Genomic DNA, 21160 nt, shown 5'->3' with positions numbered 1-21160 from the left:
TTTCGCTTCACATCGGTTTATCGGCCGGTGATAAAGACGTAATCCGGTCGCACGGGGCTAAGGAGCGTTATATGGATATTTTCATCCAGCAGGTCCTCAACGGTCTGGTGCTTGGCAGCATTTACGCCATCATCGCACTGGGCTATACGATGGTGTACGGGATTCTCGGCATCATCAACTTCGCGCACGGCGACGTGCTGATGGTGGGTGCCATGGTCGCGCTGTCGGCCATCGGCGTGATGCAGAATCACGCTCCGGGCATTCCCGGGCCGATCATGCTGACCATCGCGCTTGTCATTGCCGCCGTGGTCTGCGCGGTGGTGGGCTACACGATCGAAAAGGTCGCGTACCGTCCGCTTCGTAAAGCGCCGCGTCTCGCGCCGCTGATCACCGCGATCGGCGTGTCCATTCTCTTGCAGACGCTCGCGATGATGATCTGGGGCCGCAATCCCCTCGCGTTCCCGCAGTTGCTGCCGACCGATCCGATCAACGTCATCGCCGCCGACGAAACCCGTCCGGGCGCGGTGATCTCGATGACCGAAATCGTCATTATCGTGGTCGCGTTCCTCGTGATGGGCGGCTTGCTCCTTCTCGTGCACAAGACCAAGCTCGGCCGCGCCATGCGCGCAATCGCCGAGAACCCAGGCGTTGCATCGCTGATGGGCGTGAACCCGAACTTCGTGATTTCCGCGACCTTCATGATCGGCTCGGCGCTTGCCGCACTCGCCGGCGTGATGATCGCCTCCGAATACGGCAACGCGCACTTCTACATGGGCTTCATCCCCGGTCTCAAGGCGTTCACGGCGGCGGTACTGGGCGGCATCGGCAACCTGGGCGGCGCGATGGTCGGGGGCGTGTTGCTGGGTCTCATCGAACAGTTGGGCGCCGGTTATATCGGCAACCTGACAGGCGGCGTCTTCGGCAGTAACTATCAAGACGTGTTCGCCTTCATCGTGCTGATCATCGTGCTCGTGTTCCGTCCGTCGGGTCTGCTCGGCGAACGTGTCGCGGATCGCGCTTAACCCTCGCGTGAGGAGCTAAAAAATATGACTTCGATTCAACCGATTGAGCCGTCCACGACGCTCATTCCCGAGAAAAACGCGACCCGCAAGCTGGTGGTCGGCGTCATCACCACGGTGCTCGTGATCGCGGCGCCGATGATCATCGGCGCGGCAGGCGGCAACTACTGGGTGCGCGTGCTCGACTTCGCGATGCTCTACGTGATGCTCGCGCTGGGCCTGAACGTAGTGGTCGGTTTCGCCGGCCTGCTTGATCTGGGCTACATCGCGTTCTACGCGGTCGGCGCTTACGTCGCAGCGCTGCTGTCGTCGCCGCAACTGACCTCGCAGTTCGAGTGGATCGCGCATCTTGCGCCGGGCGGTCTGCACGTGCCGTTCCTCATCATCGCGCCGTGCGCGATGGCGCTGGCCGCGACCTTCGGTGTGCTGCTCGGTGCGCCGACGCTTCGTCTGCGCGGCGACTACCTCGCCATCGTGACCTTGGGCTTCGGGGAGATCATCCGGATCTTCATGAACAACCTCGATCGTCCGATCAACATCACGAACGGTCCGAAGGGCATCACCGGTATCGATCCGGTGACCGTCGCGGGCTTCAACCTCTCGCAGACGCACACGTTCTTCGGCATGAAGTTTCCGTCCGTGTACATGTATTACTACCTCTTCGTGCTCGGCGCGTTGCTGGTGATCTGGGTGTGTACGCGCTTGCAGCACTCGCGTATCGGCCGCGCGTGGGCCGCTATCCGCGAAGACGAAATCGCCGCCAAGGCAATGGGCATCAACACGCGTAACGTAAAGCTGCTGGCCTTCGCGATGGGCGCGTCCTTCGGCGGTCTGTCGGGCTCGATGTTCGGCGCGTTCCAGGGCTTCGTGTCGCCGGAGTCGTTCACGTTCTGGGAATCGATCGTCGTGCTGGCGTGCGTGGTGCTCGGCGGCATGGGCCATATCCCGGGCGTGATTCTCGGCGCGGTGCTGCTCGCCGTGTTCCCCGAATTCCTGCGCTCGACCATGGGTCCGCTGCAGAACGCGATCTTCGGTCATCAGATCGTCGATACCGAAGTCATCCGCCAGTTGCTCTACGGTCTCGCGATGGTGCTGATCATGCTGTATCGCTCGGAAGGCCTGTGGCCGGCCCCGAAACACGAAGACAAGATCGCGAAGATCGCGAAGCGCGGCAGCAAGAAGCCAGTGCGCGCCTAAACGGGGAACTCAAAGATGAGCGAAAAGCAAACGCGACTGTCCGTGAAGGGCGTCAACAAGCGCTTCGGCGGGCTGCAGGCTTTGTCGGATGTCGGCCTCGAAATCAAGGCGGGCGAAATCTACGGTCTGATCGGTCCGAACGGCGCGGGCAAGACCACGTTCTTCAACGTGATCACGGGTCTTTACACGCCGGATTCGGGCGTGTTCAAGCTCGATGGCGAAGCCTATACGCCGACGGCGGTGTATCAGGTGGCGAAGGCTGGCATTGCGCGCACGTTCCAGAACATCCGGCTCTTCGGCGGCATGACCGCGCTCGAAAACGTGATGGTCGGACGCCATGTGCGCACGAAGCACGGTCTCATCGGCGCGGTGTTTCAGACGCCGTCCGAGCGGCGCGAAGAGCGCGAGATCAAGGAGCGCGCGCTCGAGCTGCTCGAATACGTGGGCGTGCTGCAATACGCCGATTACACGTCGCGCAATCTGTCGTACGGCCACCAGCGGCGTCTGGAAATCGCGCGCGCACTGGCGACCGATCCGAAGCTGCTTGCGCTCGACGAACCGGCCGCCGGCATGAACGCGACGGAGAAAGTGGAGCTTACGCGTCTGCTCGACAAGATCCGTAGCGACGGCAAGACGATTCTGTTGATCGAACACGACGTGAAACTCGTGATGGGATTGTGCAACCGCATGACGGTGCTCGATTACGGCAAGGTGATCGCCGAGGGTCTGCCGCAGGACGTGCAGAAGGACCCGAAGGTGATCGAGGCATATCTGGGTGCGGGGGTGCATTAATGGCGACGCCAAGCGCAATGTTGAAGGTCAAGGATTTGCAGGTGAACTACGGCGGCATCCAGGCGGTTAAGGGTGTCGATCTGGAAGTCGGACAGGGCGAACTCGTCACGCTGATCGGCGCGAACGGCGCCGGCAAGACCACGACGATGAAGGCCATCACCGGTCTCAAGCCGTATTCGGGCGGCGACATCGAATACATGGGTCAGTCGATCCGTGGCGTGCCGACGCACGAGTTGCTCAAGCGCGGTCTTGCCATGGTGCCGGAAGGCCGCGGCATCTTCGCGCGCATGTCGATTCTGGAAAACATGCAGATGGGCGCCTATCTGCGCAACGACGCCGACCAGATTCAGAAGGACACCGACCGCATGTTCGGCTTCTTCCCGCGTCTGAAGGAGCGCGCATCGCAATATGCGGGCACGCTGTCGGGCGGCGAACAGCAGATGCTCGCCATGGCGCGCGCGTTGTTGTCGCGTCCGAAACTGCTTCTGCTCGATGAGCCGTCGATGGGTCTTTCACCCATCATGGTCGAGAAGATTTTCGAGGTGGTGCGCGAGATTTCGTCGGAAGGGCTGACGGTGTTGCTCGTCGAACAAAACGCGCGTTTGGCGTTGCAGGCGGCGAATCGCGGCTACGTGATGGACTCGGGCGTGGTCACCATGTCCGGCGACGCCAAGATCATGCTCGACGATCCGAAGGTGCGTGCCGCGTATCTCGGCGAGTGAATAGTGCTTGAGTCGTTCGAAAGCCCTTCCGCGGAAGGGCTTTTTTTATAGCCGCGTTATAGAGACGTTTATAGCCGCTTGCCGAGGCTCACGACTTCATCCATCCGATACCCGAGCTTTTCATAGAAGCCGCGCAGTTCGGTCTTGACCGCGAGTATCTGCAGATTCACTTTCGGGCATCCGCGTGCCGCGAGCGCTTCTTCGGCATGGCGCATGAGCGTTGCGCCATAGCCGCGCCGGCGTAACGCGGGCGCCACGGCCAGCGAATAAACCCAGCCGCGATGACCGTCGTAGCCGGACATCACCGTGCCGACCACGCGGTCCTCGACCGTTCCGACGAAGAACAACTCCGGCTGCGTGCTCATCTTGTTGGCGATCGACAATGCCGGATCGCGCTGCGGCCGCGATGCATCCGCGTATTCGGGGAAGACATCGCGCCACAGGGCGATCACGGCTTCGCGATCGCTTGCATCGAACGTACGGATGATCACAGCGCATCCAGCACGGTGCGCAGCATTTTCAGCATTTGGTCGATCTCGTCCTTCGTCACGTTCAGCGCGGGCATGAAGCGCAACAGATTCGGACGCGCGGCGTTGAGCAGCAGGCCGTCGGGTTGCAACAGACGCGCCTTTTCGACGATCTGCGGACCCTTGTCGCTATCGAGCAGAAGCGCGCGCAACAAACCTTCGCCGCGCTCGCCCCTGAAGCCGCGCTCGGCCGACAGCTTCAACAACTCGGACTTCAGGTATTCGCCACGCTCGCGCACGCCTTCGAGAAAGCCGGGCGCGACGAGTTGCGAGATCACCGAGTAACCCACTGCCGTCATCAACGGATTGCCGTTGTAGGTGCCGCCCTGATCGCCCGGTTCGAAACATTCGATTGCCGCCGTCGAAAGGAGCGCTGCCAGCGGCACGCCACCGCCAATACCCTTGCCGAGCGTCATGATGTCCGGCTCGATGCCCGACAGTTCGTAGGCGAAGAGCGTTCCCGCGCGGCCGCATCCGCTTTGCACTTCATCGACGATCAAGAGCAGGTTGTGTTGCTTCGTCAGATCGCGCAATTGCTGCATGAATTCGCGCGTGGCCGGAATCACGCCGCCTTCGCCCTGAATCGGTTCGAGCATCACGGCGACGGTCTTTTCCGTGATGAGCTTTTCCACCGATGCGATGTCGTTCAGATCAGCCTTCGGAAAGCCCGGCACTTGCGGTGCGTAGATGGTGTCCCAGCCCGGCTTGCCGCTTGCCGACATGGTCGCGAGCGTGCGGCCATGGAAACTGTGGTCGAACGTGATGATTTCATACGCGCCGTTTTTGAACTTGCGTCCCCACTTGCGCGCGAGCTTGATCGCGCCTTCGTTGGCTTCCGCGCCGCTGTTGGCGAAGAACACCTTGTCGAAGCAACTGTTGGCGGTGAGCAGACCCGCGAGCTGCGCCATTGGCGCGTTGTAGAACGCGGGCGACGGGTTGATGAGCGTGCGCGCCTGCTTTTCCAGTGCTTCGATCATGCCTTCGTTGCAATGGCCGAGCGAATTGACAGCCCAGCCCTGAATGAAGTCGAGATATCGCTTGCCGGTGTTGTCGTAAATCCAGGAGCCTTTGCCGTGCGTGAACACGATCTCGGGGCGGTTCGTGATGTACATCAGCGAATCGACGGGGTACTCATTGAAATTCATGACAGCAGGCTCCACGAAAGCAGTGACGAAGGAAAGGAAGCGAGAAGAACGGCGAGCCGAAAAAAACAAAAGCCACGGATATCCGTGGCTTCATTTCTTGCGCGTTGAACAAACCGAACCTTTGCGCGCAAATGCGTGACGAGCCAGCGGCATCCCTAGGGAAGCGGCGAGCGGCGACGTCGAAGTGCGCGAAGGTGAATCAGGATCGAGTTCATTCGCGAAGGATACGTTATCAAGTTCCCGCCTGTAAACCGTGCGCGCGAATTTTTATCCGCGCGCAGGTTCGCAGGCTGGCACCTTTGGCGATTCAGACCGGATGCGCGAGATCCGCCGCGCTCGTGAACGAATCCGCATAGAACTCGTCTTCCGGCAAGCGATGATGCAACGTGAAGTCGCGCTGCGCCGATTCCACCATCACCGGCGCGCCGCACGCGTACACCTGATGAGCGCTCAAGTCTGGCAGATCTTCGATGACAGCACGATGAACGAAGCCCGTGCGGCCGGTCCATGCGTCGTCGGCGTCGGGTTCGGAGAGCACCGGCACGAACTTGAAGTTCGGCACTTCGCGCGCCCATTGCTCGGCAAGCGCCATCATGTAGAGGTCTTTCTTGCGACGGCCGCCCCAGTAGAGTGTCATCGGGCGATTGAGGTTCTTGAACACCGCATGCTCGATGATCGCCTTGATCGGCGCGAAGCCCGTGCCCGACGCGAGCAGCACGATGGGCTTGTCGGATTCGTCGCGCAGAAAGAACGTGCCGAGCGGACCTTCGAAGCGCAGGATGTCGCGTTCCTTCATCGCGCCGAAGACGTGGTCCGTGAACGTGCCGCCGGGCATGTGACGCACGTGCAGTTCGAGCGGGCCTTCGTGATGCGGCGGGCTCGCCATCGAATAGCTGCGACGTTTGCCGTCCTTCAGAATGAATTCGATGTACTGCCCCGCGAGATATTGCAGACGTTCGTTGGCGGGCAGTTGCAGCTTCAGTTCGATGACGTCGCCGGCCTTGCGTTCGAGCGCGTTCACGCGGCAGGGCAGCTTCTTCACCTGCACGTCGCCGACACCCGCGACTTCGCGCACGTCGATGGTGAGATCGGTCTGCGCGGTCGCGCAGCAGAAGAGCGCCATGCCGCGCGTTTTTTCGTCGTTCGAGAGCGCGGACGAAGAATGCGGCGCCTGCTCGATTTCGCCCTGGACAACGGACCCCTTGCAGGAGCCGCACGCGCCGTTCTTGCACCCGTAAGGCAGACCGATACCCTGGCGCAAAGCGGCCGTCAGGACCGGTTCATCGGGTTCCACCTGAAACTGCCGGCCGCTTTGCCGGAGCGTTACATTGAAAGCCATAGATCGAATTCTTGCTGTCTCGTGAAGGAGTGTTCCGTGCGATGCCGCGAGCCATGAAGCCGTCGACAATGACTGCCGCGGATACAATGCTCGGCATGATCGCCACTCGAACTTTGCGCCGCTCGCGCGTGCTTGTCGTCGGATGCGGCGATGTCGGCATGCGCGCGTTGCCGCTTCTGCAAAACCGCGCCGCCGCGCCGCGCGTGATCGCGCTTACGCATCATCCTGAACGCGCGGGCGAGTTGCGTGCCGCGGGCGCGCTGCCCATTGGCGGCGACCTCGACGCGCGCCGGTCGCTGCGGCGCCTGGCCGGTATTGCGAAGACGGTCTTGCATCTCGCGCCGCCGCAACGCGATGGCGCCGCCGATACCCGCACGCGTGCGCTCATCGCCGCGTTGCGCGCACCGCGCCGCTCCGTCGCGCGTGGCCCTATGCAACCGGGTTCGCGCATTGTCCGAAGGTCGTTCATTGTACCCGACGCCCCTTTCGCGACGGGCACGCGCTTCGTGTACGCAAGCACGACGGGCGTCTACGGTGATTGCGCCGGCGCGCACATCGATGAAACACGGCCCGCGCGTCCGGAGAACGAGCGCGCCCGGCGCCGCGTATCGGCGGAACGGCAACTGCGGCATGCAGGCGCGACGAGCGGCTGGCACGTGTCGATCGTGCGGATTCCGGGAATTTATGCGGCGAATCGTTTGCCCGTGGCGCGCATCGAGAAGCGCATGCCGGCGCTTCTGGCGAGCGAGGACGTCTACACGAATCACATTCACGCCGACGATCTCGCGGCCATCCTCGTGCGCGCGCTCGAACGCATGCGGCCGCAAAGAGTCATCAACGCATCCGACGATACGGACCTGCGCATGGCCGACTATTTCGATCTCGTCGCCGATGCCTACGGACTGCCGCGCGTGCCGCGCATCTCGCGCGAGGAAGCCGCGACGCAGCTCGAACCGGTCACGCTTTCGTTCATGCGCGAATCGCGACGACTCGCCAACGCGCGCCTGAAGCGCGAGCTCGGTTACGCGCTGCGTTATCCGACCGTTGCCGACTTCCTGCGCGCGACGGCAAGCAAGCGCGCGGCCCGCTAGATAAGCGCGGGCAAGGTTTCGAGCAGGATGAAGCACATCAGCGCGCCGATCAACGCGCCGATCAGATTCGGCGAATACTTGTGCCGCATGTGCATGGCGACGGCCAATGCCCCGATAAGAACAACGCTCAGTGCGGCGAACGCGATCAGCGCAACGGTGGTGTGGGCGAACATGATGCCCTCCTGCTTTTTTGATAGTCATTCTGGTGTCCGTGCTTTGAGTATATGAATACGGACGCCGGAAAGCATGCTGCGGTGCAACGCCTCGCGTTCAGGGCTTACACCGATTTGCAGGATCAATGCGCGCCGATAAACGCGGCGACATCGGCCAGAACCGGGGAATTTGCGTGTGCCGACGCGGTGAAGGCATCGACGATGCGCCCGTGGTCGTAGCCCGGATAGCGCTTGAGCTCGACGCTATCGTCGTGCGCGCGCAACGCCGCGGCGAAGCGCTCGCTGTTGCGCGGATCGACGACGTTATCGGCGGTGCCGGTGGCGAGAAGCATCGGCGGCTCGTTGCCGGAAATGAAGTCGATCGGCAGCGTTTCGGCGCGCTCCGCTGCCGGAAAGATGTCGCCCATGTGCGGCTCGGACGGAATGGCGACATACGGCCCGGCGAGCCCGATCATGCCGCGCAACGATTCCTTCGCCATGCCTTGCGCTTGCAGATAGCGGCCGTCGGTGGCGAGCATCGCCGCGATATGCGCGCCCGCCGAATGTCCCATCACGAAGATGCGCTCCGGGTCGCCGCCGAACTCATGCGCGTGATCGCGCGCCCAGCGCACCGAGGCGGCGGCATCGGCAAGGAAGCCAGGGAAGACGGTTTCCGGATACACGCGGTAATCCGGCGTCACCGCGACGAAGCCGCGTTGCGCGAGCGCGTCCGCCACGCCGCGCGAATCGGCGCGCTGGCCGGCTTGCCAGCTTCCACCGTAAAAATACACGATCACCGGACGCGCATGTTGCGAGGCCTCTTCGGGCGCGTAGACGTCGAGCCGTTGCCGCGAAGTCGGGCCGTAGGGCAGGCCGTCGGCGAGTTCTTCGTCATCGGACGCGGCCGTGACTGCCGTTGCCCACGCGCGCGACGGACCGAAGCCCGCAGCGCACGCCGCCAGTGCCAGAGTGATGAAGCGCCGTCTCGCCGCGAGTTGCATGATGTCGTCGACCCTGAAAGTGATCGGCGCGCAGCCGATGCTATGACGTGCGTGAGTCCCGCAGCGCGGCGAGATCGGTCTCGTCGAGCCAGCGCCACGCGCCTTCGGCCAGGGACTCAGGCAAAGCATAACCGCCCACGCGCTCGCGATGCAGTTTCTCCACCCGGTTGCCGGCCGCCGCGACCATGCGCTTCACCTGATGGTATTTGCCTTCCTGCACGGTGAGTTCGAGCAGATGTTCGTCGCGTCGCGTGGCCGCGAGCGCGGCGCTCGGCTTCGTCTCGCCGTGCAACAGGACGCCTTCGACGAGGCGCGCGAGTTGTGCATCGTCGATGGGGTGACGCGTCGTCGCCAGATACAGCTTCGGCACCTTGCGCTTGGGCGACGTGAAGGCATGCACGAAGGCGCCGTCATCGGAGAGCAGAAGCAGGCCGGTGGTGTCCTGATCGAGCCTGCCGACGGGCTGCACGCCGCGCTCGATCAACTGCGGCGGCAACAGGTGAAAGATGCTCAGGTGATGTTGCGGATCGCGCGAACATTCGTAGCCGGGCGGCTTGTTCAGCGCGATGTAGGCTTTCTCGCGATACGTCCAGGCGTGCCCGTCCACTTCGAATTCGGGCGATGGCGTGAGGGAAATGCGCGCGTGGGGATCGGCGCAAACATCGCCACCGATACATACGCGGCCTTCGGCGACGAGTCCGCGGCATCGGCGGCGCGACCCGAAGCCTTGGGAGAAGAGGAGGGTTTCGAGGTCCATCGGATAGGCGGAGTTGAAGCGGCGATTCTAGCAAGCGGCGGGGGCTTGCGAGCGATTGTCTCCGCCGTTGCTCAATGCGCGTCGCCGCGACCCTTCGCCACCGTCGGCACGCCCCAGCCGAAGAGCGTCGCGTTGGAACGGTCTTCCGCGAGGCTCGTCACGGGCGCGTGGTGCGATCCCACGCTCCAGCGGCCGTCGAAGGTCATCGCGGGCACCGCGGGCGCCGGGATGGCCGCGCCTTGACTGAAGTAGGCGATGTTCGCTTCGTATTGCGCGGCCGTCGCGTGGCGCAGGACTGCTTGCGTTTGCGCGTTGCGCGGGTCGAGCGCCACGGCGCGCCGGGCATTGCGGACCGCGCAGGACGGGTCCTTGTTCAACGGGCACGAGCGGGCGCTTGCCACGGCGCTGTCGCGGGCGCGTTCCTGACGGGTGACATCGGCTGCGAGTTGTTGAACTTCCGGGTTGCGCGATTGGCTCGAAGCGAGGACGCGCAGGTTGCGGCGGGCGGCAGCCAGGTCGCGATTGGCGAGCGCCTGCTGGACGGCGGCGATGTTGCGGGCCACGGCGGGTGATTCTTGCGGCGGATGGGTGTCGGCGGGTTTGGCGGCGATCGATGCTGTTTTCGGTGATGGAGCGGGGGATGCGCTCGCAGCCGACGTGGTCGCGTGGTTGCGGGAAGCGTCCTGCGCGATGACGGTCGCGGCGGTTTGTGTCGATGCGAGAGGGGTCGGGGCGGGATGCACTGCGTTTCCGGCTGCCGGGCTGTGTTGGGAGGCTTCGGGCGCGTTGGCGACCGCGGTCTGCGCAGCCGGCTTCGCGCTTGGCGATGCGGTCTTTGAAGCTGCCAATGTCGTCGCGCTGCTTCGCGACGTATCCGCTGCGGTGACAGCGCCGGCTGCGGTCTGCGTTGCCGGCTTCCCGCTTGCGGTCGTTTCTGATGTTGCCAATGTCGTCGCGTTGCTTCGCGACGTATCGGGTGTGTTGGCGCTAGCGGCTGCGGTCTGCATCACCGGCTTTGCAGTCGTCGATGCAATGCCGTTCGATGCCGCCGCGTTGCCCCGCGAAGCATCCGCCGAGGTGGCGCCGCCCGCTACGGTCTGCGTCGCCGGTTTCGATGACGTCGAGCCATTCTCAGGCTTCGAGTTCGCCGCCGTTTGCGTCGCAGGCGACGCGACCGCTCCAGGCGCGCTGTGAGCGGCGAGCGAAGGCGCTGCCGGTTGTGCGGCGTTCACATTCTTCTTGCCATCGGTACCGGCCGCGACTGCTTCCCGTGTGCCGATCGCATCGTTCGCGGGGGCCTTGTTCGATGAGCCGCTCGCCATCGTGGCATTGCCGGGCGATGCCGGTTTCACCGTCGATGCACCGGCGTCACAAGCACCAGCCGCATTCGACGCCAAAGCCTTGTTCTGCGATGCGCCAAGCGCGGAAGCTGCCGGCGTTTGCGCGGAAACAGTGCCGCCACCCGCCGACGGCTTGCTTTGCGATACCACTGCGCCCGTCGACACACCCGCATCGGCGATCGATGCGGTTTTCACCACCGGCGTAGTCGCGGACTGCGGAGCCTGACCCGTCGACGCCAGAGCCAGAGCAGCGGATTTCGGCTCCGTTCCCATTGCGGGCTTCGCAACCGTCGAATTCCCAAGCCCGGCGTTCGTCGCACGACGATCGGCCATTGCGGTCGCCATCGGCCGATTGCCCGACGGTGTCGCCGACGCTCCCGCTGTCACGCCGGTGATCGCCACGGAACCGCCCGCAGAGGATGCATCGGGTGCCCGACGCGAACCCGCATCGGCCGAATTCGCGCGACTAGCAAGCCTTTGCGCGTCATCTGCACGAACACGTTTCGCATCGTCGTCAGCCGATGCGAGCGTGCGTGCCTGTTCCGCGACCGCTCTCGATTGGTCGAGTCCGGCACGCTTCTCGTCGCCCGCGCCGCGCGCCGCCGACGCACCATTTCCAATCGATCCAGCCGCGCTGATCACCGGCCGGTTCGCCGTGACGACGCCTACGTCCGATTGCACGTAAAGGTATCCGCCCGCGGCGAGTCCCGCGACCACGCCGCCAATGAGCACCGCCAGTCCCTTCCTCGCCGGTTTGCGCTCGGCCTCGGGCGGCAGGTCGCCCGGCTCGGCAAGACTCGGGTAGGACGTCACCATCCTGCGACGAACGAGACGCGTCAGCCAGCCGGTATCGCGCAGATCGGTGATGTCGAGTTGCCCCGGCATCGGCGCGGCGGCAGCGGCGGCTGGCGCCGCGGATGCAATGGGCGCGACAGGATCGGATCGCGTCGTGAAGATCGCGCCCTGCCGATCGGACCCGCAAGAAGGGCACGTTTCTTCCTCTGCGCGCGAAACGGCGTTACAGCGGCGGCAAATCACCGAATCGAGCGTCAGCGAATATTCTGGTCGGTTCATGTCGCACCCTATTGGAGTTATGGCCCGACACATGGCGCGGGCGGGTCACGACATCGGAACTCCTAAGGAAGCCGAAAGCGGTCGCCTGCGCAGGCACGCATCCTCGCGATGCATCCTGCGCCGGAGTCCTGAATGCCGAGCGGGAGCCTATTTTTGCGACTCCCGGTGAAACGCGTCTACGCGATTGCGCACATAGGCGTAATGATCGTGTAGGGGAAAACGCGGAGTTTAAAGGCTGAATATGTGCGTTGCGCCGCATAAAACAGGTATTAGCGATCTTGTCCTGGCCGATTGGCCGACTACCCGATGCACGCGGCATCGGCGAAATTGGCGGTCAATGCAAACGAGCGGGCACGACGATGAAATCCAGCGGTTTCGAATCGACGACGCGGCAGTTGGTTCTTCTGCTGCCGATCTTCATGGGCGTGATCGAATACTTGTTACGTGTCGCGATGAGGCAGTCGGATCAGAGCGAGTTCTTTCCAATCTCGCTTGTCGCGTCGGGGATCAGTTTGAATCTTGCGGTGACTGCGTTGCCTGATGGACTACTTGAGAATGCTGCTGAATGGCAGTTGAGAAAGCATCTCAGACAGGTAATTTTTATTGCGAAACTGGGAATTTTCGCCTCGCTAGGCGGGGTGCTTCTGTGGATATACTTGCTATTGTCTTCATTCAGTGAGGATGTCAAAGTATTACTTAACATGAATTCCATCTTGGAAGCTTTGACCTACTATGTAATTTCCATGCATTTGACGCGCTACAAGGAAGAGGTGGAAAAATGTTGGACCTCGTGATCGGGTTTTTTAAGGAATATGGAATCGTGGTCGTAGTGTGCGGAGGTATGTATTTCACCATGCCTTACTACGAGCGATGGTTGCGCCGGAGGCTGATGGCAGAGCGTGCAAAAGCTGAGCTCGAGGAAGGTATGAAGCGCTGAAGCCCCGCATCGGTCGCCCCAAACGCAAAAAAGCCGCTCTAAAAAGAGCGGCTTCTTCATGATTTTCTGGTGCCCAGGGCCGGAATCGAACCGGCACGCCTTGCGGCGGGGGATTTTGAGTCCCCTGCGTCTACCAATTTCACCACCTGGGCCTTCAAAATTGCCACTCGCGAGGAGCAGCAAATCGAGTCCGCGATTATGGCGCAAAAATCCGCCGTGGGCAAGCCGGTTCGACAAGCCGCCCGCAAGCACGCCTTCACTGACTCAAATAAGTGAACTGTCCGTCCTTGATCACGCCCATCACGCTTGCGCGCTGATCCAGCCCGACGTGATCCGTCGCGCTTGTATTCACGACGCCATTCGGCACGACGAGCTCATGCGCGTGCTCCAGTTCCGACCGCAAAGCCACGCGGAATTCTTTCGTACCCGGTTTCGCGGTCTTGAGCGCGCGCGCCACGGCATCCTGCAAACGCGGGTACACGCCCGCCGCATCGCCGGCAAATTGCGTCACGGTGCTCTTGCCGTACTTTTCTTCATAAGCGCTCACGAACGCCAGCGCCGCTTTCTTCGAAGGATGATCGGCCGGCAGCGTGCGCGCGACGACCACGGGCTGCGTCGGGAAGAGCGTGCCTTCCACATCCTTGCCGCCCAGCTTGATGAACTCCGGCGTCGCGATGCCGTGCGTCTGATAGATCGCGCCCTTGTAGCCGCGCTCGACCAGCGTGCGCTGCGGCAAAACGGTCGGTGTGCCCGCGCCCGCGATCAGCACCGCATCGGGCTTCGCGGACATCAGCTTGAGAATTTGCCCCGTCACGCTCGCGTCGGTCCGGTTGAAGCGCTCGCTCGCGACGATCTTGATGTGACGCAACTCCGCGAACTTGCCGAACTCGTTGAACCAGCTGTCGCCGTAGCTATCCGCGAAGCCGATGAAACCGACCGTCTTCACGCCATGATTCGCCATGTAGCGCGTCATCACGTCGGCCATGGCGCGGTCGGTCTGCGCCATCTTGAAGGCCCAGACCTTCTTGCCTTCCTGCGGCTCGACCACCGAAGCCGAACCGATCAGCGTGATCATCGGTGTCTGGTATTCCGCCACGGGATCGAGCGCCGCGAGCGCGGCCGGCGTGATGTTCGGGCCGACGATCACATCGACACGATCCTCGGTGATGAGCTTGCGGATGTTGCGCACGGCCACGCCCGGGTCCGAACCGTCATCGAGGATGATGTACTCCGCGTTCTGCCCGGCGATGATTTTCGGCCACATCAACATCGCGTTCTTGCTGGTGATGCCGATGGTCGCGGCGGGGCCCGTGCTCGACAGGTCCACGCCTACTTTCAGTTGCGCGTGCGCGGCAGCGGCCAGCGCGGACAAGGCAACGCCGGCCATGAGCCGGCGCGTGAACATCGACAACTTCATCGAAAAGCTCTCCAGGAGGGTGATGGGTTCTTCTGCGTCTCTATTACTCAAGACTAGTGGCGATCAGAGTTCGTAGCTTTCGTGGTCGCCCGAAAGCGCCTGCTCGATCAGCTTGCGATTCATCGACGGCGACAGCAGTTCGACGAGCGTATAAACATAGCTGCGCAAGTACGCGCCCTGTTTGAGCGCAAGCCGCGTCACGTTCGTGCCGAACAAGTGGCCAACCGGCATCGCGCGCAAATGCTTGTCGCGCTCCGGATTGAACGCGATGTCCGCCATGATTCCCACGCCGAGCCCGAGTTCGACATAAGTCTTGATGACATCGGCGTCGATGGCTTCGAGCACGATATCCGGCGTGAGATTGCGCAACGCAAACGCCTGATTGATCTTGCTGCGGCCGGCAAACGCCGCTTCATAAGTGATGAGCGGGTACTGCACCAGATCGTCGAGCGTGAGAAGCTTGCGTTCCAGCAGCGGATGATCGGCCGGCATGACGGCCAGATGCTGCCACTGGAAGCAGGGCAGCGAAATCAGTTCTTTATAGTTGGCGATGGCTTCCGTCGCGATAGCCACATCCGCCTGATCGTGGATGACCATTTCCGCGACTTGCGTCGGGCTGCCTTGCAGAATCGAAAGATGCACCTTGGGAAAGCGCTTCTTGAATTCCGCGATAGCCGAGGGCAGCGAGTAGCGCGCCTGAGTGTGCGTGGCGGCAATGACGAGATTGCCTTGATCCTGCGCCGCGTAGTCCTTGCCGACGCGTTTCAGGCTTTCCACTTCCTGCAGAATCTTTTCGACCGATGCGAGAATGATGCGCCCCGGCTCGGTCAGCGATCTGACACGCTTTCCGTGGCGTGTGAAAATCTCGACGCCGAGTTCATCCTCGAGCTCGATGATCGCTTTCGACACGCCCGGCTGCGAGGTAAATAAAGCCTTTGCGGCCTCGGTCAGGTTGAAGTTCTGCCGCACGGCCTCGCGGACGAAGCGGAACTGGTGCAGATTCATGTAGTGCCTTCGTTTTTTGCCCTTTCGTTATTACCTGAGGGCATATCAAAGTAAGTTTTAAGTCGTTTGCAATATATAGCAGGTTTATTACTATCAGTCCAATTTTTCCAATATCCATATCTGTTTTTGTCATTAGCTAATGAGTTAAGCGTCGGAACGGCGCTTGCGGTGACGAATCAATATGGAATGGCTGAATTCTCAACGCGCCGCGTAACCTAGGACGCAGGCGTTCGAACTAAAACTTGGGGCCCTGAATGTACCAATACGATCAGATCGACCAGCGCATCGTCGACGAACGTGTCGCGCAATACGCCGACCAGGTTCGCCGTCGCTTGTCGGGCGAGTTGAGCGAAGAGGAATTCCGTCCGCTGCGTCTGCAGAACGGCCTGTACATGCAGCGTCACGCCTACATGCACCGCATCGCGATTCCGTACGGCAATCTGCGCAGCGACCAGATGCGCATGCTCGCCACCATCGCGCGCGAGCACGATCGTGGGTACGGCCACTTTTCCACGCGTACCAACATCCAGTTCAACTGGGTCGAGTTGGAAGAGACGCCCGAGATTCTGCGCAAGCTGGCATCGGTGCAAATGCACGCCATTCAGACGTCGGGTAACTGCATCCGCAACATCACGGCGGATCAGTTTGCGGGCGTGGCGCCGGATGAACTCGTCGATCCGCGTCCGTGGGCCGAGATTCTGCGTCAATGGTCGACGTTCCACCCCGAGTTCGCATGGCTGCCGCGCAAGTTCAAGATCGCGGTGTGCGGCTCGGAAGAAGATCGCGCGGCCACGCAGGTGCACGATCTGGGCGTCTATCTGAAGAAGAACGAAGCGGGCGAAGTCGTCGCGAGCATTCTCGCTGGCGGCGGGCTCGGCCGCACGCCGATCGTCGGCGCGGTCATCAAGGAAGACTTGCCCTGGCAGCATCTCATTACGTATTGCGAAGCCGTGCTGCGCGTGTACAACCGCTACGGCCGCCGCGACAATATGTATAAGGCGCGTATCAAGATTCTCGTGAAGGCGCTGTCGCCGGAGAAGTTCGCGAAGCAGGTCGAGGAAGAGTGGCAGCATCTGAAGGACGGCCCTTCGACCATCACGGCGGAAGAAGTCGCACGCGTATCGCAGTACTTCGCGCCGCCTGCCTACGAAAAGCTGCCGGATACCGACGCCTCGTATGAAAAGCATCTGATCGACAGCAAGCCGTTCGCGCGCTGGGTCGAGCGCAATGTGCGTCCGCATAAGGTGTCGGGCTACGCGTCCGTCACGCTGTCGCTCAAGCCCACCGGCATTGCGCCGGGCGACGCCACCGACCAGCAGATGGACGATGTCGCCGCTATCGCCGATGAATTCTCCTTCGGTGAGATTCGCGTATCGCACGAGCAAAATCTCATTCTCGCCAACGTCAGGAAGCACGATCTGTACGCCGTGTGGGAACGCGCCAAGGCGGTGGGTTTCGCGACCTCGAACGTCGGTTTGCTGACCGATATCATCGCGTGCCCGGGCGGCGATTTCTGCTCGCTCGCGAATGCGAAGTCCATTCCCATCGCGCAAGCCATTCAAGAGCGCTTCAGCAACGCCGACTACGTGTACGACCTGGGCGACCTGTCGCTCAACATCTCGGGCTGCATCAACGCGTGCGGTCATCACCACGTCGGCAACATCGGCGTGCTGGGCGTCGATAAGGACGGCTCGGAGTGGTATCAGGTGACGCTCGGCGGCGAGCAAAGCTCGGGCGCGACCGGCGCGCATCTCGGCAAGGTCATCGGCCCGTCTTTCTCGGCGCATGAAATGCCGGATGTCGTATCGAGCGTGATCGACACCTTCGTCGACAACCGCATGGAAGGCGAGCGTTTCATCGAGACGTATAACCGCATCGGCATGACGCCGTTCAAGGAGCGCGTGTACGCATCGCGCCAGGCGCACGCTTAAACGTCGACGAGACCGAGGACTTTGCAGATGGCTTTGATTATCAAGAACCGCTCCGTCGTCAATGACGATTTCACCGTGGTCCGTGCCGCCGAAGACGGCGCGCTGCCCGCAGTCGATGCGCTGCCCGCCGGCAAGTTGCTCGTGCCGTTCGCGTTGTGGAAGGAGCATCGTGCGGCGCTCGTCGCGGCGCATTCGAAGGACGAACTCGGCGTGTGGCTCGCGCCCGACGACGAACCCGCCGATCTCGTCGCCGATTTCGGCGACATCGCCGTGATCGCCGTCGATTTTCCCGTGTTCCGCGATGGCCGCGGCTTCTCCATCGGCCGCTTGCTGCGCGAGCGCTATCAGTGGACGGGTGAGTTGCGCGCAATCGGCGACGTGCTGCGCGATCAGTTGCTGTTCCACGCGCGCTGCGGCTTCGACGCATTCGCTGTGCGCGAAGACAAGGACATCAACGACGCGCTCAACGCGTTCAACGAGTTCACGGAGCGCTATCAAGGCGCGACCGACGATCTCGAACCGCTGTTTCGCCGTCGCAGCGCGGTTCTCGCGACGCTTGGAGCCTGAGGCATGACTCCCGAATTGCAAGCCAAGGTTGCACGCCTCGACGCGCTGCTCGATTCGATCGCAGCGCGCCATGAGCGCGTCAAGCTAGCCAGCAGCCTCGCCGCCGAAGACATGGTGCTCACACACGCCATTCTGTCGCGCGAGGTGAATATCGGCATCTTTTCGCTGAACACGGGCCGTCTGCACAAGGAAACGCTCGGCATGCTGGATACGGTCAAGGCGCGTTATGGCTACGACATCGAGCAGTTTCATCCTCGCCAAGATGCCGTCGATGCCTACGTCCGCGATCACGGCCTCAACGCGTTCTACGAGAGCATTGATTTACGCAAGAGCTGCTGCCATATCCGCAAGGTGGAGCCGCTCAATCGCGCGCTGTCGGATGTGTCGGCGTGGGTGACGGGGCAGCGCCGCGAGCAGTCGGTGACGCGCACCGAACTCCACGAGGAAGAGCACGACGTGCCGCGCGGCATCGCCAAGTTCAACCCGCTCGCGGACTGGACCGAAAGCGATGTCTGGGACTACTTGAAGGCCTTCGACGTGCCGGTGAATCCGCTGCATGCGCGCGGTTATCCGAGCATAGGCTGCGAGCCATGCACGCGCGCCGTGCGCCCCGGCGAAGATAGCCGCGCCGGCCGCTGGTGGTGGGAATCGCGCGATACGAAAGAATGCGGCCTGCACATCACGAACATCAAGATCGTCGAAGAAGCACCGAGTTCGGCTATCTGAATCATCGAGGTGCTCAGAGAGAAGCGCCCGGTACGAACACTGTCACTGAACGCGGCGTCAAAGCGCCGCAAACGCATGACGCAGCCAATAAAAGGATCGACGCATATGAGCACCACGCTCGACTCTACCGTCACCGCCCCGATTACCAATCAGGCGACCCGGATGGACCATCTCGACTGGCTCGAAGCCGAGTCGATCCACATCCTGCGCGAACTCGTCGCGGAGTGCAGCAAGCCCGCGCTTCTGTTCTCGGGCGGCAAGGACTCGGTCGTCGTGCTGCATCTGGCGCTGAAGGCATTCGGTCTCGGCGCGGGCCGCAAGACCGTGCTGCCGTTTCCGCTCGTCCATATCGACACCGGCCATAACTTCGGCGAAGTGATCGAGTTTCGCGACCGGCGCGCGGCTGAAATCGGCGCGGAACTGGTCGTCGGCCACGTCGAGGATTCGATCAAGAAGGGCACCGTGCGTCTGCGTCGCGAAACCGATTCGCGCAACGCCGCGCAAGCGGTGACACTGCTCGAAACCATCGAGCAATACGGCTATACGGCGCTGATCGGCGGCGCGCGCCGCGACGAAGAGAAGGCGCGTGCGAAGGAACGTATTTTTTCGTTCCGCGACGAATTCGGCCAGTGGGACCCGAAGGCGCAGCGTCCGGAACTCTGGAGCATCTATAACGCGCGTCTGCATCCGGGCGAACACTTGCGCGTGTTCCCCATCTCCAACTGGACCGAACTCGACGTGTGGCAATACATTGCGCGCGAGAAACTCGATCTGCCGTCCATCTATTACGCGCATGAGCGCGAGATCGTGCGCCGCAACGGCCTGCTCGTGCCCGTGACGCCGCTCACTCCGGTGCGCGACGGCGAAACCGCCGAGATGGCGCAAGTGCGCTTTCGGACGGTCGGCGACATCAGCTGCACGTGCCCGGTTTCGAGCGATGCCGACGACGTCGAAAAGATCATCGCCGAAACGGCCGTGACGGAAATCACCGAACGCGGCGCCACGCGCATGGACGATCAGGCTTCCGAAGCCGCGATGGAACAGCGCAAGAAGCAAGGTTATTTCTGAAGCCACGCCCCCAAGGAACGAACGAAATGAGCATCTATCAAGCTGAAGACCTGGGCGTGTTGCGCTTCATCACGGCGGGCAGTGTCGACGACGGCAAGAGCACGCTGATCGGCCGCCTGCTGTACGACAGCAAAGCCGTGCTGTCGGACCAGTTGTCCGCCATCTCGCGCGCCAAGAACAAGCGCACCGTGGGCGATGAGATCGACTTGTCGTTGCTGACCGACGGCCTCGAAGCCGAGCGCGAGCAGGGCATTACCATCGACGTCGCGTATCGTTATTTCGCGACCGCGAAGCGCAAGTTCATCATCGCGGATACGCCGGGTCACGAGCAGTACACGCGCAACATGGTGACGGGCGCATCGACGGCGCATGCGGCGATCATTCTCGTCGACGCGACGCGCGTCACGTTCGACAATGGCGACGCTCAACTCCTGCCGCAGACCAAGCGCCATAGCGCGATCGTCAAGTTGCTCGACTTGCAGCACGTGATCGTCGCGATCAACAAGATGGATTTGGTCGAGTACAGCGAAGCGCGCTTCAACGAAATTCGCGATGCGTACGTCGTGCTCGCGCGTCAGCTTGGAATCGCGGATGTGCGCTTCGTGCCGGTGTCGGCGTTGAAGGGCGACAACATCGTGTCCGCGAGCGAGCGCATGCCGTGGTATGCGGGTGAGCCGCTGCTCGACTTGCTCGAATCGCTGCCGGTCGCGCAGCCCGTCGATCAGGCGCTGCGTTTTCCGGTGCAATGGGTCGCGCGTCAGGACGGCTCTCAAGCCGACGATTTCCGCGGCTACATGGGCCGCGTCGAAGCGGGCGAAGTGCGTCTTGGTGACGCCATCACCGTGCTGCCGGCGAATCGCCAGGCGACGGTCGCTGAGATCATCGCGCCGGTGCCGGGCGGCGTTGCGCCGGTGGATCGCGCGTTTGCCGGCCAGACGGTGACCATTCGTCTCGCCGAGGATGTCGATGTCTCGCGTGGCGATACCTTCGTGCCGCGCGCGGAGAGCAAAGCGCAGACGGTCGAACCCGCGAAGAAGCTCGAAGCGGATCTGTGCTGGTTCGACGAAGAGCCGCTTTCGCAGCAGCGCAAGTATTTGTTGAAGCAGACGACGAACACCGTGTTCGCGCGGATCGGCGCGGTGAAGGAAGTGCTGGATGTGCATACGCTGTCGCATTCGGTCGATCGCAATACGCTCGCCATGAACGATATCGGCCGCGTGGCGTTGACCTTGCAGAAGCCGCTCGTCGCGGACTTGTACGAGACGCATCAGGGCACGGGCGCGTTCGTCTTGATCGACGAGGCGACGCATCACACGGTCGCAGCCGGTATGATTCGCGCAATCTCAGCCTGAG

20 protein-coding genes and 1 tRNA gene are annotated in these 21160 nt (G+C 62.3%); 11 read left to right on the top strand and 10 right to left on the bottom strand.

Features of this window, described 5'->3' with window-relative positions; translation table 11 throughout:
- Positions 1-71 precede the first annotated feature (71 nt).
- From P9292_RS22790 to P9292_RS22775, 4 genes are read left to right on the top strand one after another with little or no spacing between them, the layout of a single operon-like run.
- Positions 72-1022, top strand: coding sequence for a branched-chain amino acid ABC transporter permease (locus P9292_RS22790; RefSeq protein ID WP_244827231.1), 951 nt, complete (start codon positions 72-74; stop codon positions 1020-1022).
- Between the two features lie 24 nt (positions 1023-1046).
- Positions 1047-2216, top strand: coding sequence for an ABC transporter permease subunit (locus tag P9292_RS22785; RefSeq protein ID WP_244827232.1), 1170 nt, complete (start codon positions 1047-1049; stop codon positions 2214-2216).
- Between the two features lie 15 nt (positions 2217-2231).
- A complete protein-coding gene (locus P9292_RS22780; RefSeq protein ID WP_244827233.1) occupies positions 2232-3008 on the top strand; it encodes an ABC transporter ATP-binding protein in 777 nt (258 codons plus the stop codon).
- Positions 3008-3730, top strand: a complete 723-nt coding sequence (locus tag P9292_RS22775) for an ABC transporter ATP-binding protein (protein ID WP_309961360.1) — start codon at positions 3008-3010, stop codon at positions 3728-3730. The genes P9292_RS22780 and P9292_RS22775 overlap by 1 nt, the downstream gene beginning before the upstream one ends.
- A 68-nt stretch (positions 3731-3798) precedes the next feature.
- Here the strand turns inward: P9292_RS22775 and P9292_RS22770 are convergent, their stop codons facing one another.
- The 3 genes from P9292_RS22770 to P9292_RS22760 form a co-directional block, all read right to left on the bottom strand.
- Entirely contained in the window at positions 3799-4221 is a 423-nt protein-coding gene (locus tag P9292_RS22770; protein ID WP_244827235.1) for a GNAT family acetyltransferase, read from the bottom strand.
- Positions 4218-5402 carry an acetylornithine transaminase gene (locus tag P9292_RS22765; RefSeq protein WP_244827236.1) on the bottom strand — a complete coding sequence of 395 codons (1185 nt, stop codon included), beginning with the start codon at positions 5400-5402 and terminating at the stop codon, positions 4218-4220. Before P9292_RS22765 ends, P9292_RS22770 begins: the two co-directional genes overlap by 4 nt.
- A gap of 307 nt (positions 5403-5709) precedes the next feature.
- Positions 5710-6741: a CDP-6-deoxy-delta-3,4-glucoseen reductase gene (locus tag P9292_RS22760; protein ID WP_250463483.1), complete on the bottom strand. Its 1032-nt coding sequence runs from the start codon at positions 6739-6741 to the stop codon at positions 5710-5712.
- Positions 6742-6836: 95 nt separating this feature from the next.
- On the opposite strand from P9292_RS22760, the gene P9292_RS22755 reads away from it, so the two are divergent.
- Positions 6837-7832, top strand: coding sequence for an NAD-dependent epimerase/dehydratase family protein (locus P9292_RS22755; RefSeq protein ID WP_309964140.1), 996 nt, complete (start codon positions 6837-6839; stop codon positions 7830-7832).
- Here the strand turns inward: P9292_RS22755 and P9292_RS22750 are convergent.
- The 4 genes from P9292_RS22750 to P9292_RS22735 all read right to left on the bottom strand — a co-directional run bounded on the left by P9292_RS22750 (position 7829) and on the right by P9292_RS22735 (position 12156).
- On the bottom strand, positions 7829-8005 hold the full coding sequence (locus tag P9292_RS22750; RefSeq protein WP_244827238.1) for a hypothetical protein: 177 nt from the start codon (positions 8003-8005) through the stop codon (positions 7829-7831). The genes P9292_RS22755 and P9292_RS22750 overlap by 4 nt on opposite strands.
- A gap of 122 nt (positions 8006-8127) precedes the next feature.
- The gene (locus tag P9292_RS22745; protein ID WP_250491900.1) at positions 8128-8985 is read right to left on the bottom strand and encodes an alpha/beta hydrolase; all 858 of its coding nucleotides are present in this window, start codon (positions 8983-8985) and stop codon (positions 8128-8130) included.
- Positions 8986-9025: 40 nt separating this feature from the next.
- Positions 9026-9742, bottom strand: a complete 717-nt coding sequence (locus P9292_RS22740) for a 16S rRNA pseudouridine(516) synthase (protein ID WP_309961357.1) — start codon at positions 9740-9742, stop codon at positions 9026-9028.
- Between the two features lie 71 nt (positions 9743-9813).
- Positions 9814-12156, bottom strand: coding sequence for a hypothetical protein (locus P9292_RS22735; RefSeq protein ID WP_309961356.1), 2343 nt, complete (start codon positions 12154-12156; stop codon positions 9814-9816).
- Between the two features lie 278 nt (positions 12157-12434).
- On the opposite strand from P9292_RS22735, the gene P9292_RS22730 reads away from it, so the two are divergent.
- Complete coding sequence (locus P9292_RS22730; RefSeq protein ID WP_309961354.1) at positions 12435-12950, top strand: hypothetical protein; 516 nt, start codon at positions 12435-12437, stop codon at positions 12948-12950.
- Positions 12951-13160: 210 nt separating this feature from the next.
- Here P9292_RS22730 and P9292_RS22725 read toward each other — a convergent pair.
- The 3 genes from P9292_RS22725 to P9292_RS22715 form a co-directional block, all read right to left on the bottom strand.
- Positions 13161-13245, bottom strand: a tRNA-Leu gene (locus P9292_RS22725).
- A gap of 104 nt (positions 13246-13349) precedes the next feature.
- A complete protein-coding gene (locus tag P9292_RS22720) occupies positions 13350-14510 on the bottom strand; it encodes an ABC transporter substrate-binding protein (protein WP_309961352.1) in 1161 nt (386 codons plus the stop codon).
- 63 nt (positions 14511-14573) lie between these two features.
- A complete protein-coding gene (locus P9292_RS22715) occupies positions 14574-15515 on the bottom strand; it encodes a CysB family HTH-type transcriptional regulator (protein WP_250463500.1) in 942 nt (313 codons plus the stop codon).
- A 254-nt stretch (positions 15516-15769) separates the two neighbouring features.
- Here P9292_RS22715 and P9292_RS22710 point away from each other — a divergent pair, with 254 nt between their 5' ends.
- The 5 genes from P9292_RS22710 (at position 15770) to P9292_RS22690 (ending at position 21159) form a co-directional block, all read left to right on the top strand.
- Positions 15770-17446, top strand: coding sequence for a nitrite/sulfite reductase (locus P9292_RS22710; protein ID WP_250463503.1), 1677 nt, complete (start codon positions 15770-15772; stop codon positions 17444-17446).
- A 27-nt stretch (positions 17447-17473) separates the two neighbouring features.
- Entirely contained in the window at positions 17474-18013 is a 540-nt protein-coding gene (locus P9292_RS22705) for a DUF934 domain-containing protein (protein WP_244827246.1), read from the top strand.
- Between the two features lie 3 nt (positions 18014-18016).
- Positions 18017-18739, top strand: a complete 723-nt coding sequence (locus P9292_RS22700; RefSeq protein ID WP_309961349.1) for a phosphoadenylyl-sulfate reductase — start codon at positions 18017-18019, stop codon at positions 18737-18739.
- A gap of 105 nt (positions 18740-18844) precedes the next feature.
- On the top strand, positions 18845-19807 hold the full coding sequence (gene cysD, locus P9292_RS22695) for a sulfate adenylyltransferase subunit CysD (protein WP_244827248.1): 963 nt from the start codon (positions 18845-18847) through the stop codon (positions 19805-19807).
- Positions 19808-19833: 26 nt separating this feature from the next.
- Complete coding sequence (locus tag P9292_RS22690; protein WP_309961347.1) at positions 19834-21159, top strand: GTP-binding protein; 1326 nt, start codon at positions 19834-19836, stop codon at positions 21157-21159.
- Position 21160 lies beyond the last annotated feature (1 nt).

Source organism: Caballeronia sp. LZ001 (assembly GCF_031450875.1).
In the GTDB taxonomy this organism is placed as follows: Bacteria; Pseudomonadota; Gammaproteobacteria; order Burkholderiales; family Burkholderiaceae; genus Caballeronia.
The sequence above is the reverse complement of the archived record's forward strand: the minus strand, read 5'-3'. Positions and strand labels throughout refer to the sequence as shown.

What these genes read in the sequence shown, in the direction of transcription:
- P9292_RS22790 (WP_244827231.1), top strand. Translation starts at nt 72, where the DNA reads ATGGATATTTTCATCCAGCAGGTCCTCAACGGTCTGGTGCTTGGCAGC.
- P9292_RS22785 (WP_244827232.1), top strand. Translation starts at nt 1,047, where the DNA reads ATGACTTCGATTCAACCGATTGAGCCGTCCACGACGCTCATTCCCGAG.
- P9292_RS22780 (WP_244827233.1), top strand. Translation starts at nt 2,232, where the DNA reads ATGAGCGAAAAGCAAACGCGACTGTCCGTGAAGGGCGTCAACAAGCGC.
- P9292_RS22775 (WP_309961360.1), top strand. Translation starts at nt 3,008, where the DNA reads ATGGCGACGCCAAGCGCAATGTTGAAGGTCAAGGATTTGCAGGTGAAC.
- P9292_RS22765 (WP_244827236.1), bottom strand. Translation starts at nt 5,402, where the DNA reads ATGAATTTCAATGAGTACCCCGTCGATTCGCTGATGTACATCACGAAC.
- P9292_RS22760 (WP_250463483.1), bottom strand. Translation starts at nt 6,741, where the DNA reads ATGGCTTTCAATGTAACGCTCCGGCAAAGCGGCCGGCAGTTTCAGGTG.
- P9292_RS22755 (WP_309964140.1), top strand. Translation starts at nt 6,837, where the DNA reads ATGATCGCCACTCGAACTTTGCGCCGCTCGCGCGTGCTTGTCGTCGGA.
- P9292_RS22750 (WP_244827238.1), bottom strand. Translation starts at nt 8,005, where the DNA reads ATGTTCGCCCACACCACCGTTGCGCTGATCGCGTTCGCCGCACTGAGC.
- P9292_RS22745 (WP_250491900.1), bottom strand. Translation starts at nt 8,985, where the DNA reads ATGCAACTCGCGGCGAGACGGCGCTTCATCACTCTGGCACTGGCGGCG.
- P9292_RS22740 (WP_309961357.1), bottom strand. Translation starts at nt 9,742, where the DNA reads ATGGACCTCGAAACCCTCCTCTTCTCCCAAGGCTTCGGGTCGCGCCGC.
- P9292_RS22735 (WP_309961356.1), bottom strand. Translation starts at nt 12,156, where the DNA reads ATGAACCGACCAGAATATTCGCTGACGCTCGATTCGGTGATTTGCCGC.
- P9292_RS22720 (WP_309961352.1), bottom strand. Translation starts at nt 14,510, where the DNA reads ATGAAGTTGTCGATGTTCACGCGCCGGCTCATGGCCGGCGTTGCCTTG.
- P9292_RS22715 (WP_250463500.1), bottom strand. Translation starts at nt 15,515, where the DNA reads ATGAATCTGCACCAGTTCCGCTTCGTCCGCGAGGCCGTGCGGCAGAAC.
- P9292_RS22710 (WP_250463503.1), top strand. Translation starts at nt 15,770, where the DNA reads ATGTACCAATACGATCAGATCGACCAGCGCATCGTCGACGAACGTGTC.
- P9292_RS22705 (WP_244827246.1), top strand. Translation starts at nt 17,474, where the DNA reads ATGGCTTTGATTATCAAGAACCGCTCCGTCGTCAATGACGATTTCACC.
- P9292_RS22700 (WP_309961349.1), top strand. Translation starts at nt 18,017, where the DNA reads ATGACTCCCGAATTGCAAGCCAAGGTTGCACGCCTCGACGCGCTGCTC.
- cysD (WP_244827248.1), top strand. Translation starts at nt 18,845, where the DNA reads ATGAGCACCACGCTCGACTCTACCGTCACCGCCCCGATTACCAATCAG.
- P9292_RS22690 (WP_309961347.1), top strand. Translation starts at nt 19,834, where the DNA reads ATGAGCATCTATCAAGCTGAAGACCTGGGCGTGTTGCGCTTCATCACG.